13 protein-coding genes and 1 pseudogene are annotated in these 12723 nt (G+C 71.1%); 5 read left to right on the top strand and 9 right to left on the bottom strand.

Annotation, left to right across the window (positions count from 1 at the left end; genetic code table 11):
* The first annotated feature begins 11 nt into the window (after window positions 1-11).
* Both ACRQ5B_RS02565 and ACRQ5B_RS02560 read left to right on the top strand, forming a co-directional pair.
* Window positions 12-1763, top strand: coding sequence for a dihydroxyacetone kinase family protein (locus ACRQ5B_RS02565; RefSeq protein ID WP_432396659.1), 1752 nt, complete (start codon window positions 12-14; stop codon window positions 1761-1763).
* A 17-nt stretch (window positions 1764-1780) separates the two neighbouring features.
* Complete coding sequence (locus tag ACRQ5B_RS02560; protein WP_432396656.1) at window positions 1781-2251, top strand: RpiB/LacA/LacB family sugar-phosphate isomerase; 471 nt, start codon at window positions 1781-1783, stop codon at window positions 2249-2251.
* Window positions 2252-2288: 37 nt separating this feature from the next.
* Here the strand turns inward: ACRQ5B_RS02560 and ACRQ5B_RS02555 are convergent, their stop codons facing one another.
* The 3 genes from ACRQ5B_RS02555 to ACRQ5B_RS02545 form a co-directional block, all read right to left on the bottom strand.
* On the bottom strand, window positions 2289-2771 hold the full coding sequence (locus ACRQ5B_RS02555; protein WP_432396653.1) for an SRPBCC family protein: 483 nt from the start codon (window positions 2769-2771) through the stop codon (window positions 2289-2291).
* Entirely contained in the window at window positions 2768-3127 is a 360-nt protein-coding gene (locus ACRQ5B_RS02550; protein WP_364138691.1) for an ArsR/SmtB family transcription factor, read from the bottom strand. The genes ACRQ5B_RS02555 and ACRQ5B_RS02550 overlap by 4 nt, the downstream gene beginning before the upstream one ends.
* 183 nt (window positions 3128-3310) lie before the next feature.
* Window positions 3311-3772: a MarR family winged helix-turn-helix transcriptional regulator gene (locus tag ACRQ5B_RS02545; protein WP_432396650.1), complete on the bottom strand. Its 462-nt coding sequence runs from the start codon at window positions 3770-3772 to the stop codon at window positions 3311-3313.
* 169 nt (window positions 3773-3941) lie between these two features.
* Between ACRQ5B_RS02545 and ACRQ5B_RS02540 the strand changes: the two genes are divergently transcribed.
* Window positions 3942-5246, top strand: a complete 1305-nt coding sequence (locus tag ACRQ5B_RS02540) for an MFS transporter (protein WP_432396647.1) — start codon at window positions 3942-3944, stop codon at window positions 5244-5246.
* On the opposite strand, the gene ACRQ5B_RS02535 is transcribed toward ACRQ5B_RS02540, so the two are convergent.
* Window positions 5243-6019 carry a gamma-glutamyl-gamma-aminobutyrate hydrolase family protein gene (locus ACRQ5B_RS02535; RefSeq protein WP_432396644.1) on the bottom strand — a complete coding sequence of 259 codons (777 nt, stop codon included), beginning with the start codon at window positions 6017-6019 and terminating at the stop codon, window positions 5243-5245. The genes ACRQ5B_RS02540 and ACRQ5B_RS02535 overlap by 4 nt on opposite strands.
* A 74-nt stretch (window positions 6020-6093) precedes the next feature.
* Here ACRQ5B_RS02535 and ACRQ5B_RS02530 point away from each other — a divergent pair, with 74 nt between their 5' ends.
* Both ACRQ5B_RS02530 and ACRQ5B_RS02525 read left to right on the top strand, forming a co-directional pair.
* A complete protein-coding gene (locus ACRQ5B_RS02530; RefSeq protein ID WP_432396641.1) occupies window positions 6094-6582 on the top strand; it encodes an SRPBCC family protein in 489 nt (162 codons plus the stop codon).
* A gap of 6 nt (window positions 6583-6588) precedes the next feature.
* Window positions 6589-7722, top strand: coding sequence for an LOG family protein (locus tag ACRQ5B_RS02525; RefSeq protein ID WP_432396638.1), 1134 nt, complete (start codon window positions 6589-6591; stop codon window positions 7720-7722).
* 3 nt (window positions 7723-7725) lie between these two features.
* Here the strand turns inward: ACRQ5B_RS02525 and ACRQ5B_RS02520 are convergent, their stop codons facing one another.
* From ACRQ5B_RS02520 to hpaD, 5 genes and pseudogenes are all read right to left on the bottom strand, one after another.
* Window positions 7726-8685, bottom strand: coding sequence for a matrixin family metalloprotease (locus ACRQ5B_RS02520; protein ID WP_432396636.1), 960 nt, complete (start codon window positions 8683-8685; stop codon window positions 7726-7728).
* Window positions 8685-9850: pseudogene (locus ACRQ5B_RS02515) on the bottom strand (VIT1/CCC1 transporter family protein). Before ACRQ5B_RS02515 ends, ACRQ5B_RS02520 begins: the two are co-directional and overlap by 1 nt.
* A 148-nt stretch (window positions 9851-9998) precedes the next feature.
* Window positions 9999-10850 carry an HpcH/HpaI aldolase family protein gene (locus ACRQ5B_RS02510; protein ID WP_432396633.1) on the bottom strand — a complete coding sequence of 284 codons (852 nt, stop codon included), beginning with the start codon at window positions 10848-10850 and terminating at the stop codon, window positions 9999-10001.
* Window positions 10835-11620, bottom strand: coding sequence for a 2-oxo-hept-4-ene-1,7-dioate hydratase (hpaH, locus tag ACRQ5B_RS02505; protein ID WP_412882272.1), 786 nt, complete (start codon window positions 11618-11620; stop codon window positions 10835-10837). The genes ACRQ5B_RS02510 and hpaH overlap by 16 nt, the downstream gene beginning before the upstream one ends.
* Window positions 11621-11622: 2 nt before the next feature.
* The gene (gene hpaD / locus ACRQ5B_RS02500) at window positions 11623-12708 is read right to left on the bottom strand and encodes a 3,4-dihydroxyphenylacetate 2,3-dioxygenase (RefSeq protein ID WP_432396629.1); all 1086 of its coding nucleotides are present in this window, start codon (window positions 12706-12708) and stop codon (window positions 11623-11625) included.
* Window positions 12709-12723 lie beyond the last annotated feature (15 nt).

Genomic DNA, 12723 nt, shown 5'->3' with positions numbered 1-12723 from the left:
GGAGAACCACCATGACGAAAATCTTCAACGACCCCTCAGCATTCGCCGAGGAAGCCCTGGCCGGCTTCTGCGACGTCCACGCCGACCTGGTCCGGCCGGTTCCCGGCGGAGCCGTCCGCCGTCGACGACCGCAGCAGCCCAAGGTCGCCGTCCTCGCCGGCGGAGGCTCGGGCCACTACCCGGCCTTCGCCGGGCTGATCGGCGCAGGCCTGGCCGACGGCGCCGTGGTGGGGAACATCTTCACCTCACCCTCCGCCAAGCAGGCCTACTCGGTGGCCAAGGCCGCCGAGTCCGGCGCCGGCGTCGTCTTCGCCTATGGCAACTACGCCGGGGACGTGATGAACTTCGGCCTGGCCAGCGACCGCCTTGCCGCCGAGGGAGTCGCTGTGGAGAACGTCCTTGTGACGGACGACATTGCCAGCGCCCCCGCGGCCGAGGCAGCCAAACGACGGGGCATCGCCGGCGACTTCACCGTCTTCAAGGTGATGGGTGCGGCCGCCGACGCAGGCGCCAGCCTGGCCGAGGTGGTCCGCCTGGGCCGCAAGGCCAACGACCTGACGCGGACCATCGGCAGCGCCTTCGGCGGCTGCACCTTCCCGGGTGCCGGGGAGCCGCTGTTCTCCCTTCCCGCAGGCCAGATGGGACTTGGGCTTGGCATCCACGGCGAACCGGGGCTGCACGACACGGACCTGCCGTCGGCCGTGGAGCTGGGCCGGGAACTCGTGGCCCGGGTCCTGGCCGAGAAGCCCGAGAGTGCGGGGGACCGGCTGGCGGTCATTCTCAACGGGCTCGGCTCCACCAAGCACGAGGAGCTCTTTGTGCTCTGGGGTGCCGTGGCGCCGTTACTCCGCGACGCGGGGTACACCCTGGTCATGCCCGAGGTCGGCGAGCTGGTCACCAGCCTGGACATGGCCGGGGTATCGCTCACGCTCACCTGGCTGGACCAGGAGCTGGAGCCGCTGTGGACGGCGGCGGCGGAAACGCCGGCGTTCCGCCGCGGTGCGGTGGCAGCCGGGTCCGGGCCCGCCGCCGATGAGGACACGGACGACGCCGGCACCGGGACCGCAGCATTCGAGGCGACCGACGCCTCCCGCGGTTTCGCGGCGTCCTGCGTCGAGGCCCTGACGGCGGCCCAAGCAACCCTTCACGGCGCCGAGGAACGGCTGGGCCGGATGGACGCCGTCGCCGGCGACGGCGATCACGGCCGCGGCATGGTCCGCGGCATCGACGCCGCCGTTTCCGCCGCCGCCGAAGCCTTCGACCACGGCGCGGGAGCGGGCGACGTCCTCGCCGCCGCCGGCGACGCGTGGGCGAACAAGGCCGGCGGAACCTCCGGAGTGCTCTGGGGCGCGGGCCTGCGCGCCGTCGGCGAGACATTAGGAAACACCGCCGCCCCCGACGCCGCCGCCGTCGCATCCGCCGTGACGGCCTTCGCCGACCGCATCGTCGAGCTCGGCAAGGCCGAACCCGGCGACAAGACCATGGTGGACGCGCTGCTCCCATTCGCCACCTCCTTCACCCGCGCGGTGCAGGACGGCGCCGACCCGGGCCTGGCCTGGCAGGCGGCGGCCGGCGACGCGGCCTCGGCGGCGGAGGCCACCGCAGACCTGCTGCCCCTCAAGGGCCGGGCCCGCCCACTGGCCGCGAAGAGCCTCGGCACCGCCGACCCCGGTGCCACCTCCCTGGCCATGGTCTTCGCCGTCATGGGCCCGCACCTCACCACCAGCACCGCCACCCCCGCCGCGGCGGGAGCCGGACAATGACACCGAAGGAGCACAGCATGGGACTGCGACTGATCGTAGGCGCGGACGAGGCCGGCGTGGACTACAAGGACCGGGTCCTGGAAGACCTGCGCAAGGACCCGCGGGTCAGCGAGGTCATCGACATCGGCGTCCGCCGCGGCGACGCCCCCGACGACTTCACCCGACCCTACCCCTACGTCGGCATCGCCGCCGGCGAAATGATCCGCGACGGCGCCGCCGACCGGGCCATCCTGTTCTGCGGGACGGGCATCGGGGTGGCGATCGCCGCGAACAAGGTCGAGGGAATCCGCGCCACCGCCGCCCACGACTCGTTCTCCGTGGAACGCTCCATCCTGTCCAACGACTGCCAGGTCCTAACCATGGGCCAGCGCGTCGTCGGCATCGAACTCGCGCGCCGTCTGGCCGCCGAGTGGATCGGCTACACCTTCGATCCGTCGTCCGCGTCGGCGGCCAAGGTCCGGGTGCTCACCGACTTCGAGGGCTGCTAGGGCGGGTTCGTCAGGCCCGTCGTCCGGCCCGGACCCGTCAGACCGTGGCGCCGGCCAGCAGTTCCTCGAGCCGTTCGTAGCCCTCGCTGACGCCGCCCTCCATTCCGGACTGGGCCATGCCGTCCCGGGCCTCCATACTGGGGTAGACCGCATGGGCGCTCAGCCGGGTGCGGCCGCCGCCGAGATCCGTGAAGGTCATGAATTCAATGCTGACCACGTCCGGGTAGCCGTCGAATTCAAAGGTCTGGATGGCGAACTCGTTCTCCCGGACCGTGTGGAAGACGCCGCTGAAAACGTGCGGAACGCCGTCGTGCCCGGTGTGCGTGTAGCTGTAGCTGCCGCCGGTGTGGAAGTCGTAGTGGTCCACCTCCATCCTCATCCCGCGCGGGCCGAGCCACTGCACGATCAGGGCGGGGTCCTTGTGGGCGCGGAACACGTCCGCCACGGGGTAGTCGAAGTCCCGTTCGAAGTCGATGAAGGGCAACCCTTCCGGGACGCTGAGTTTCAGGGCGTTGCTCATGATGAGTCCTTTGCCTGGGTGCCGCGTGCTGCGGCCTGGGTGTGGAGCGCGGCGTCGAGGCTGCGGAACTGCTCCTCGCGGACCAGCCGGTACTGGTCGATCCATGCGGTGAGCGCCTCCAGTCGTGCGGGGTCCAGGTGGACGGGCCGGCGCTGCGCGTCGCGCGTGCGCGTGACGAGCCCCGCCTGTTCGAGGACCTGGATGTGCTTCGAGACCGCCTGCTTGGTGATCGCGAAGGGTTCCGCCAGTTCGTTCACCGTGGCCGGCCCCCGGCTGAGCCGGGCGATGATCCTGCGGCGGACGGGATCGGCCAGCGCCAGGAAGGCGGAGTCGAGCTGGTCGTCGTCGTGGACCATGAAGTGCCCCCTCAGAGTTGGAGGTGCAGCCGCGGTGCGTGGCATGCCATCGGGTGGTCACCGGGGAGTAATCAACTCAACACTTGATCAACCAGATGGTTGTTTAACGGTACCTCCGCAAGAGCGCATGCGCCAGACCCGAGGTGGGAGATGCCCCGTGTGGGACCCGCGCTCCGGGCCGCTTCAATCCCCGGACTCAGGCGACGGCGTGCAGCCGGGGAGGGCGTCCACCAGCGGGGCGAGTTCCGGGATGTCCTGCGCCGCGGCCAGGGCGCGCTCCAGTGTGCTGTCGTGGACCGGCCGGGCCCGCTCCAGGAGTGCGATGCCGCTGGCCGTGAGTTCGGTGTAGATGCCGCGGCGGTCGTCGTCGCAGAGGATCCGGGTCAATAGGCCCCGGTCCTCCAGCCGGTTTACCAGCCGGGTGGTGGCGCTCGCGCTCAGTGCCGTGGCGCGGGCGAGCTGCTGCATGCGCATGTGCCAGCCGTCCTGACGGCTGAGTGCGTCCAGAACGGTGTACTCGACCACGGAGAGTTTTGCCTCGGCCTGCAGGGCCCGTTCCAGCTCCGTCTCGATCAGTCCATGCAGGGCCGCGAGGGTGCGCCAGCCTTGTGCGCGGACCTCTACGGCGTCGTCCTTGATGCCCATTCGTGTGCTTCCTTTCCCAATCGGACCGCCCGCGGCACCAGTCCGTGCCCGGCCAACCCAAAGTAGTTGCTTGCGCGCTATAGTTGCGTGTGCAACAATAAATAACGCGTCTGCAACTAATAGCTTACGCGTCCCCCCACTCTCAGTACAGTTTTCGAAGGAGTCATCCATGCCTATCGGCCTGATAGCACTCGCCCTCGGCGGGTTCGGAATCGGACTCACCGAGTTCGTCATCATGGGCCTGCTGCCGCAGGTCGCCGCGGATTTCCACGTCACCGAGGCGGTCGCCGGCTGGCTCATCTCCGGGTACGCGCTCGCCGTCGTCGTGGGGGCGCTGGCACTGACCGCCGCCGTGACCCGGTTCGAGCGCAAGCCCGTGCTGGCGGCCCTGATGGTGTTGTTCATTGCCGGCAACCTCATCTCCGCCCTCGCCCCCGGCTACACCGTCATGATGTTGGGCCGGATCATCGCCGCACTGGCGCACGGTGCGTTCTTCGGCATCGGCGCGGTGGTCGCCGCCAGCATGGTCGCGCCCACCAAGAAGGCCGGCGCCATCGCCATCATGTTTACCGGCCTGACAGCCGCGAACGTCCTGGGCGTCCCCTTCGGCACTATGCTGGGCCAGGCGGCCGGGTGGCGCTCCACCTTCTGGGCCATCACCGTCATCGGTGTCCTGGCACTGGCCGGCATCCTGGCCCTGGTCCCGCGGACCGGCGCCGGCGATGCGGGCACTGGTTCTACCGCAGGCGGTTTGCGCGGCGAGCTCCGCGCCTTCCGCTCCGGGCAGGTCTGGTTGTCCATCCTGGTCACCATCCTGGGCTACGGCGGCATGTTCGGGGCCTTCACCTACATCGCCTTCACGCTGACCGAGGTCACCGGCTTCTCCGCCGCCACCGTTCCGTGGCTGCTGATCGTCTTCGGCGTCGGTCTCTTCATCGGCAACACCATTGGCGGCAAGGCGGCGGACCGCAACGTGGACCGCACCCTTCTGATGGTGCTGGCGGCCCTTGTGCTGGTGCTAGTGGCCTTCGCGCTCACCGCGGCCAACCAGCCGATGACCATCGCCTCCATGGTGCTGCTGGGCGGCTTCGGTTTCGCCACCGTCCCCGGCCTGCAGATGCGCGTCATGAAGTACGCGGACAGCGCCCCCACGCTGGCCTCCGGCGCCAACATCGGCGCGTTCAACGTCGGCAACGCCCTGGGCGCCTGGCTCGGCGGCGTCACCATCACCGCCGGCCTGGGTTACACCTCCCCGATCTGGGCGGGCGCGGCCACCACGCTGGCCGGGCTCGTGGTGATGGCCATCGCCGCCGCCGGTGCCGTGAAGCGGGCACGGAACGCCGTCGTGCGGACCGAGGGAACGAACGACGTGGGTACGAACGACGGCGCCATGAACGACGACGGCGCCATGAACGACGACGGTGCCGCCGCCCCCGCGGAAACCGCCGAACCCGTGGCCGCGGGCCGGGGCTAGGCTCCCGCCCGCTCTGCCGGCACCCGCTGCCGGCAGACCGCCACGAACGCCGCGAACGGCGCCAGCCGCTCGGCCGCGGGAAGTTCGGCGGCCTCGGGGTGCCACTGCACCGAGGCCACCCAGCGCGCCGGATCCTCCAGCGCCTCAACCGTCCCGTCGTCGGCGAGAGCCGTGACCATCAGGCCGTCGCCCACCCGGGCGACGGCCTGGTGGTGTCCGGAGGCGATTCTGACCCGCTCCGGATTCCAGTCCGCGTACAGGGCGGCGACCTTCGATCCGGCCACGATGTCCACGTCGTGCCAGGCCCACGGCCCGGCGTCGTGGTCCGGATCGTTGGACGGGGCGGCCTCCCGGTGCGGCACCGCGCCCGGGTCCATGTCCTGGACCAGGGTGCCGCCGTAGAGCACGTTCAGCAGCTGGTGGCCCCGGCAGATGCCCAGTACCGGAACGCCGCCGGCCATCGCCTCCCGCGCCACCGCGAGGTCCAGCTGGTCCTGGGCGGCGTTGACGTCGTAGCAGGGGCCGCCGTCGGTCTCCCCGTAGAGCGCCGGATCGAGGTCCCCGCCGCCGGGGAGGATGACGCCGTCGAGTCCGCGCACGGCCTCCGCGTCCGTCAGGAGCACCGGTTCGCCGCCGGCCCCGCGCAGGAGCGCCACGATGTAGTCGAAGAGGTCGTTCGCCTCGCCCACCCGGGGGTCCGGGTCGGAGGAACTGCTGAGCCGGACGGGCACCCCGATGCGGGGTCCTCCGGCGGATGAGGTCGGAATCTGCATGCCTCATTCTGTACCACGTTCCGGGCTCCGCCGCGGCGACAGTCCCGCCGCGCGACGGAGGCTAGGATGGCCGGATGAACAACCGGTACCTGGTCTCCCGCAGCCGTTTCATCGCCGCCTCTCCGGAGGAGATCTTCGAGGTGCTGGCCACCCCCGCCCTGCACAGCGAGATCGACGGTTCCGGCACCGTGAAGGGCGCCCAGCCGCGCGGCCCGGAACGGCTGGGACCCGGCGCCCGGTTCGGCATGGAGATGAAAATCGGCGTGGACTACAAGATCCTCAATACCGTCAGTGAGTTCGAGGAGGGCCGCCGCATCGCCTGGCGCCACTTCTACGGCCACATCTGGCGGTACCTGCTGGAACCGGCCACCGAAGCCGGTGTCCCGGGCACCCTGGTCACAGAACAGTGGGACGCCCGCGCGGTCCGGGGACGGTTCCTGCTGCGCCTGGCCGGCTACCTCCGCCGGCACCCCGCCAACCTGGAGCAGACCCTGGCCCGGCTGGACCGGTACCTGGCCGAGCGGCCCGCCCGGGACGTCCCCGCCCCGGACGCCCGGGCGTAGCGCCGGATGAGCGCCGCCCGCAGCCTGCACCCCAGCCCCCGCACCCTCGAGGTCGAGAGCCTGGAGAGCTTTGACCGGCTGCTGTCCGGCGGCGCCCGGTCCCTGCACGGCTGGCACCTGCAGTCCCTGGACCTCCGCGGCCGGCGCGCGGCGCTGGAGTCAGCCGACGTCCAGGGCGCCGTGTTCCTGGGTTGCACCTTCGACGACGGCGTCGAGGTCATGCTCCGGTCCGGCGGCGCGCTGATCTTCCCCAAGCTGGAAAAGGTGCCGTTCAACCCGTACCGCGGGACGCTGTACACCCCGGAGGAGCTCTACGCCGGCATCGCCGACACCCGCTACGAGGACACCCCGGACGCCCGGATCTACCACTGGAGCATCCACTCCGGGCAGCGCCGCCGGCTCGACGCCACCCTCGCGGCCGCCCTCCACGATCACGCGATCGGGGACGCCCTGGAGGAATTCACCCGCTCCGACGCGGCCCGGGGAAAGACCCTCGTGGGGGTGATGGGCGGCCACGCCGCCACCCGTGGATCGGCCGGCTTCACGGAGGCCGCACTGCTGGGGCGGCTGCTCGCCGGCGCCGGGCGGCTGGTGGCCACCGGCGGCGGCCCGGGCGCCATGGAGGCCGCCAACCTGGGCGCCTACCTCAGCGGGGCCGCCGAAAACGACTTCCGGCAGGCGCTGGCGGACCTGGCCGCGGTGCCCGGCTTCCGGCCCTCCGTGTCGGCCTGGGCCCGGGCGGCCGCCGCCGTCGTCGAACGCCACCCGGACGGGACGCCATCGCTGGGCATCCCCACCTGGTTTTACGGGCACGAACCGCCCAACTACTTCGCCACCCACTTCGCCAAGTACTTCGCGAACTCCATCCGCGAGGCGGTCCTGCTGGAGCTGTGCAACGGCGGGATCGTGTTCCTGCCCGGTTCCGGCGGCACCATCCAGGAGATCTTCCAGGACGCCTGCGAGAACTACTACGGTGCGCCGGAGACCATCACTCCCATGGTCCTGGTGGGGCGGGAGCACTGGTTGCGCCGCTACCCGGCGTGGCCGTTGCTGCAGAGCCTCGCCTCGGGCCGGCAGATGGAACGGCGGATCTTCCTGGTGGACACCGTCGAGGAGGCGCTCGCCGTCCTGGACTCTTGAGCCCTAAAGGTCCTTGCGGCAGGGGACCCGGCCGAGTTCGTACAGGCCGTTCAGGTCGCCGGCGGCGAGCCCGTCCGGGGCACCGATCTCCGGATACATCAGCTGGTTCGGGTCGGTGACGTGCTCCAGGCCCATGACGTGGCCCAGTTCGTGCAGGATGACGGCGGTGGCGTAGGCGGACCCGTCGCCGCGCTGCAGTTCCTCGGTGATCTGCGGGGCGTCCAGCTCCAGGCTGCCGGTGACGTAGGTCTTGGGGCCGCCGCCGAAGCTGAAGTGGGTGCTGCCGCCGGTGCCGATCACGGGGCCCTCCAGCTGCGGCGCCTGCTCCGGCGTTGTCCAGGCGATCAGCAGGGGCGCCCAGTGGTCCCCGTAGGCGTCCTTTTGGTACGGGGCGCGGGCCTGGGACGGCAGCTCGGTGGTGGCGCCGTCGCTGACGAACCTGATTCCGGTCGCGGCGGCGACTGTCTTGATGGCGTCCTCCACCAGGGTTTCCGCGCCGGCCGGTGCCAGGGCGGCGTTGACCACGTAGTGCAGCGGCCGGCAGGGCGAGTAGCCCACCGGTCCGCCGTCCGCGTTGGTGGCCAGGAACGTGAAGGAGCTGCTGGCCGACGCGGGTTTGCGGGCCTGCCCGAGGGGCTGGTCCTGTTCCTCGTAGCCGGGTGGGGGGACGGCCATGGCGGTTCCGTCCGCCGGGACCCCGGCCTGCCGGGCGGGGCTGCTGGCCGTCGCATGGCCGACGGCGCCGGGCCCGGTGCCCAGCCCGGTCCCCGGCACGCGGCGGGCGGTGGCGTCGTGGGGGAGCCCCAGCAGTTCGGTCAGCCGGGGATCGTTGTAGACCAGCCCGGCAGTAGCGAAAGCGGCCACCGCGATGAACGCGATGGCCGCCAGGTTCCGGGCCGCCCGGAAGCCGCCGGCGGCACGGCTGTGCCGCGGCGGCCGGTTCCGGGAGCCCGGGTCTTCCACTAGCCGACCACCGCGCCGAAGGCCATGCCCAGCAGGTAGGTGACGGCGGCGGCGCCCAGGCCGATCGCCAGTTGGCGAAGGCCGCGGGTCACCGGGGAGGTGCCGGAGAGCAGGCCCACGACGCCGCCGGTGAGCAGCAGCGCGATACCGACCAGGCCGGCGGACACCACCAGGGCGGCGATGCCGGTCATGCCCAGGACGAACGGGATGATCGGGATGATGGCGCCGGAGGCGAAGAAGCAGAAGCTCGACGCCGCCGCGCTCCAGGCGGTGCCGACGGCCTCGTGCTGGTCCTCCGCCTCGGGTAGTTCCGGCCGGAGCGAGAGGCTGGGGTCGCAGTCGCAGTCCAGCAGGCCCATCCGCTCGGCCACCCGGTGCTCGGCGGCTTCCCGGGACATGCCGCGGGCCAGGTAGACGAGGACGAGTTCGTTGTGCTCGATGTCCAGGGACGGCGCCGCGGCCAGGGTGATCTGGGTGGGCCGGGTGGCGGCCAGCAGCTCACGCTGGGAGCGGACGGAGATGAACTCGCCGGCGCCCATGGACAGCGCACCGGCCAGCAGGCCCGCGACGCCGCTGAGCAGCACCACGGAGCTGCCGACGCCGGACGCGGCCATGCCCATCACCAGGGAAAGGTTGCTGACCAGGCCGTCATTGGCGCCGAACACGGCCGCGCGGAAGCTGCCGGCGAGACGGTTGCGGCCGCGGGTGGCCAGGCCCCGGACCACCTCCTCGTGGATTTGTTCGTCCGCGACCATGGCCGGGGTGGCGTTGGGGTCATTGGCGTAGGGGAGCGGCTCTCGGCGCGCTGGGCCAGGGCCAGGACGAACACGGAGCCGAAGTGCCGCGCCAGGAAGCCCAGCAGCTGGCTGGGCAGGGACGCGGGACGCGGCCGGCCGGCGTGCTCGCCGAGCAGCTGCAGCCAGTGCGCCTCGTGCCGGCCCTCGGCCTCGGCCAGGGCCAGCAGGATGGCGCGTTCCTCGCCGCTGCGGTTCTGGGCCAGGTCGCGGTAGACGCGGGCCTCGGCGCGTTCGTCGGCCAGGTACTGCCGCCAGCGCCGGATGTCGGCGGGGCTGTGTTCCGTCGTCGACGGGGCCGGGGCGTGGCCGGAGCCCGCCGGGGCGTCGCCGTGGGCGTGGTTTTGGTTGGATGGTGCGTGCTGGGACACGGAAAAACTCCTGGGTGGATGTGGCCTCATCGGGCCCGGATCAGCTCCCAGCGTACCCCGGTATTCCGCGGATTTTCGGCCGGTTGTCCTCACCGAAAAGTTTAGGGCCGCCGTAAAATCGCGGGCTCCGGCGGCCCCTCCGGGAGGGTCAGTAGCTGGCCGTCCCGCGGCCCGCAGCGGCGCCGTCGTCCGCCTCCGTTTTTCCTTCGGACGAGCCGTCCGCGCAGAACCGGGCGGCGAGTGCTTCGGAACCCCGGGCCAGGAGCGCGACGTCGGCGCCCACCAGGATGAACGCGGCGCCGGCCGCCCGGTAGCGGTCCGCCGTCGCCGGGGTGAAGGCGTTGACGCCGGCGGGTTTCCCTGCCTCCCGTGCCGCGGTCAGGCAGCGCTCGACGGCGGCGACGACGTCGGGGTGTTCCTGCTGTCCGAGCAGCCCCATCGAGGCGGCGAGGTCCGAGGGGCCCAGGAAGATGGCATCCACACCGTCGATGGCGAGGATGTCCGCCACGGCGTCGACGGCGGCGGTGGACTCGATCTGGACCGTGAGGCCGATGGTTTCTCCGGCCCGGGCAAGGTAGTCCGGGACCCGGTTCCAGCGGGCGGCGCGGGCCAGGGCGGACCCCACCCCGCGGACCCCCTGCGGCGGGTAGCGCGTGGCGGCGACAGCGGCTTCGGCCTCCGCCGCGGAGTTGACCATGGGAATCAGCAGGTTCTGCACGCCCAGGTCCAGGTACTGCTTGATCAGGACGGTGTCGTTGACCGGCGGCCGGACCATGGTGTGGACCGGGTAGCCGTGGATGGCCTGCAGCTGGGCCAGGATGGATTCCAGCCCGTTGGGGCTGTGCTCGGCGTCCACCAGCAGCCAGTCCAGGCCGGACCCGGCGCAGAGTTCGGCGATCAGCGGGCTGCCGGAGCAGACCCACATGCCCGCCAGCGGCCGGGTGCCCTCGGCCCGGCGGTGGAGGGCATCGCGGAAGGTTTCTTCTAGTCGAAACGGCATGTCACGGCTCCCAGCGGTCCGTAGTCGGCGTGGACGGTGTCGCCCCGGTAGACCCAGAGCGGGCGGGTGAAGGACCCGGCCAGGATGATGTCCCCGGCTTCGAGGGCGTCCCCGTGGGCGGCGATCTTGTTCGCCAGCCAGTGCACCCCGTTGGCCGGGTGGTCCAGGACGCCGGCGGCGACTCCGGTTTCCTCGACGGTCTGGTTCTTGTAGAGGATGGCGGAGACCCAGCGGAGGTCGACGTCGCCCGGTTTCACCGGGTTGCCGCCCACCACCATGGCGCCCATCGCGGCGTTGTCCGCGATGGTGTCCACGATGGTCCGTCCCTCCATCTCGATCCGGGAGTCCAGGATCTCCAGTGCCGGGACCACGTATTCGGTGGCCCGCAGCACGTCGAAGAGCGTCACGCCGGGGCCCTTGAGCCCGTCCTTGAGCACGAATGCGAGCTCCACCTCCACCCGCGGGTGGGTGTACCGGTCCCAGGGGACGGAGCAGCCGGTCTCCAGCACCATGTCATCGAAGATCGCCCCGTAGTCCGGTTCGGTGATGCCGGTGGCGGCCTGCATCGCCTTGGAGGTCAGGCCGATCTTCCGGCCCACCAGGGTCCGCCCGGCGTCCTCGTTCCGGCGCCGCCAGAGCCGCTGCACGGCGTAGGAGTCCTCCACCGTCATCTCCGGGTAGCGGGCCGTCAGCCGGGGCACGGGGGTGCGGGTCCGGCCGGCGTCGACCAGTTCGTCTGCGATCGCCTCGATCGCCTCCTGCTCCATCATGGTCAGAGCTGCGCGCCGAGCTTGAACCCGGTCCGGTCGCCCTCGGGGGAGCCGTCCTTACGGGTGTAGGAGAAGCCGTCCGCGCCGACCGTGACGGCCATTTCCGAGGCGTCGGTGCGCTCGATGACCGGCTGCGGGTTGCCGTCCAGGTCCAGGACCAGGGACGCCTCGGTGTACCAGGACGGGACCACGGGGTTGCCCCACCAGTCGCGGCGCTGGTTGTCGTGCACGTCCCAGGTGACGGTGGGGTTGTCCGGGTCGCCGGTGTAGTAGTCCTGGGTGTAGATCTCGATCCGGTGCCCGTCCGGGTCCAGGATGTAGAGGTAGAAGGCGTTGGAGACGCCGTGCCGGCCGGGGCCGCGTTCGATCCGGTCGCTGATCCGCAGGGCGCCCATCTTGTCGCAGATCTGGATGATGTTGTGCTTCTCGTGGGTGGCGAAGGCGACGTGGTGCATGCGCGGGCCGTTGCCGCCGGTCAGGGCGGTGTCGTGCACGGTCTGCTTGCGGTGCATCCAGGCGGCGTAGGTGACGCCGTCGGAGTCCTTGATGTCCTCGGAGACCCGGAAGCCCAGGTCCTCCAGGTACTTCCGGCCGCGGGGGACGTCCGGGGTGACCTGGTTGAAGTGGTCCAGGCGTACCAGTTCCCCGGCGGAGTACAGGTCGTAGCGCTGGGTGAGGCGCTCCACGTGCTCCACCTCGTAGAAGAACTCGTAGGGGAAGCCCAGCGGGTCCTCGACCCGGACGGCGTCGCCGATGCCCTTGGTGAAGCCCTCCTTGCGGCGCTCCACCCGGCAGCCGAGCTCCCGGTAGTAGGCCTCGGCGGCGTCCACCTCGGCGGGGGACTTCACCCGGTAGGCGAAGGCGGCGACGGCGGCCACCGGTCCCTTGCGCAGCACCAGGTTGTGGTGGATGAACTCCTCGAGGGAGCGCAGGTAGATGGCGTTCTCGTCCTCCTCGGTCACGTGCAGGCCCAGCAGGTCCACGTAGAACGCACGGGATGCGGCGAGGTCGGTGACCACGATCTCCATGTAGGCGCAGCGGACAATGTCCGGCGCCGGGACGGTGGGGGTGGGGATGAAGTCGGTCATGGGAGTCTCTCTTCG

The organism is Pseudarthrobacter sp. L19 (assembly GCF_050859435.1).
Taxonomy (GTDB): domain Bacteria; phylum Actinomycetota; class Actinomycetes; order Actinomycetales; family Micrococcaceae; genus Arthrobacter.
This window is presented reverse-complemented; position numbering and strand designations above follow the sequence as displayed.

Excerpts from the sequence above, each read along its gene's own strand:
- ACRQ5B_RS02555 (WP_432396653.1), bottom strand. The coding sequence starts at position 2,771 with ATGAGCAACGCCCTGAAACTCAGCGTCCCGGAAGGGTTGCCCTTCATC.
- ACRQ5B_RS02560 (WP_432396656.1), top strand. The coding sequence starts at position 1,781 with ATGGGACTGCGACTGATCGTAGGCGCGGACGAGGCCGGCGTGGACTAC.
- ACRQ5B_RS02510 (WP_432396633.1), bottom strand. The coding sequence starts at position 10,850 with ATGCCGTTTCGACTAGAAGAAACCTTCCGCGATGCCCTCCACCGCCGG.
- ACRQ5B_RS02545 (WP_432396650.1), bottom strand. The coding sequence starts at position 3,772 with ATGGGCATCAAGGACGACGCCGTAGAGGTCCGCGCACAAGGCTGGCGC.
- ACRQ5B_RS02550 (WP_364138691.1), bottom strand. The coding sequence starts at position 3,127 with ATGGTCCACGACGACGACCAGCTCGACTCCGCCTTCCTGGCGCTGGCC.
- hpaH (WP_412882272.1), bottom strand. The coding sequence starts at position 11,620 with ATGATGGAGCAGGAGGCGATCGAGGCGATCGCAGACGAACTGGTCGAC.
- ACRQ5B_RS02540 (WP_432396647.1), top strand. The coding sequence starts at position 3,942 with ATGCCTATCGGCCTGATAGCACTCGCCCTCGGCGGGTTCGGAATCGGA.
- ACRQ5B_RS02530 (WP_432396641.1), top strand. The coding sequence starts at position 6,094 with ATGAACAACCGGTACCTGGTCTCCCGCAGCCGTTTCATCGCCGCCTCT.
- ACRQ5B_RS02525 (WP_432396638.1), top strand. The coding sequence starts at position 6,589 with ATGAGCGCCGCCCGCAGCCTGCACCCCAGCCCCCGCACCCTCGAGGTC.
- ACRQ5B_RS02565 (WP_432396659.1), top strand. The coding sequence starts at position 12 with ATGACGAAAATCTTCAACGACCCCTCAGCATTCGCCGAGGAAGCCCTG.
- ACRQ5B_RS02535 (WP_432396644.1), bottom strand. The coding sequence starts at position 6,019 with ATGCAGATTCCGACCTCATCCGCCGGAGGACCCCGCATCGGGGTGCCC.
- hpaD (WP_432396629.1), bottom strand. The coding sequence starts at position 12,708 with ATGACCGACTTCATCCCCACCCCCACCGTCCCGGCGCCGGACATTGTC.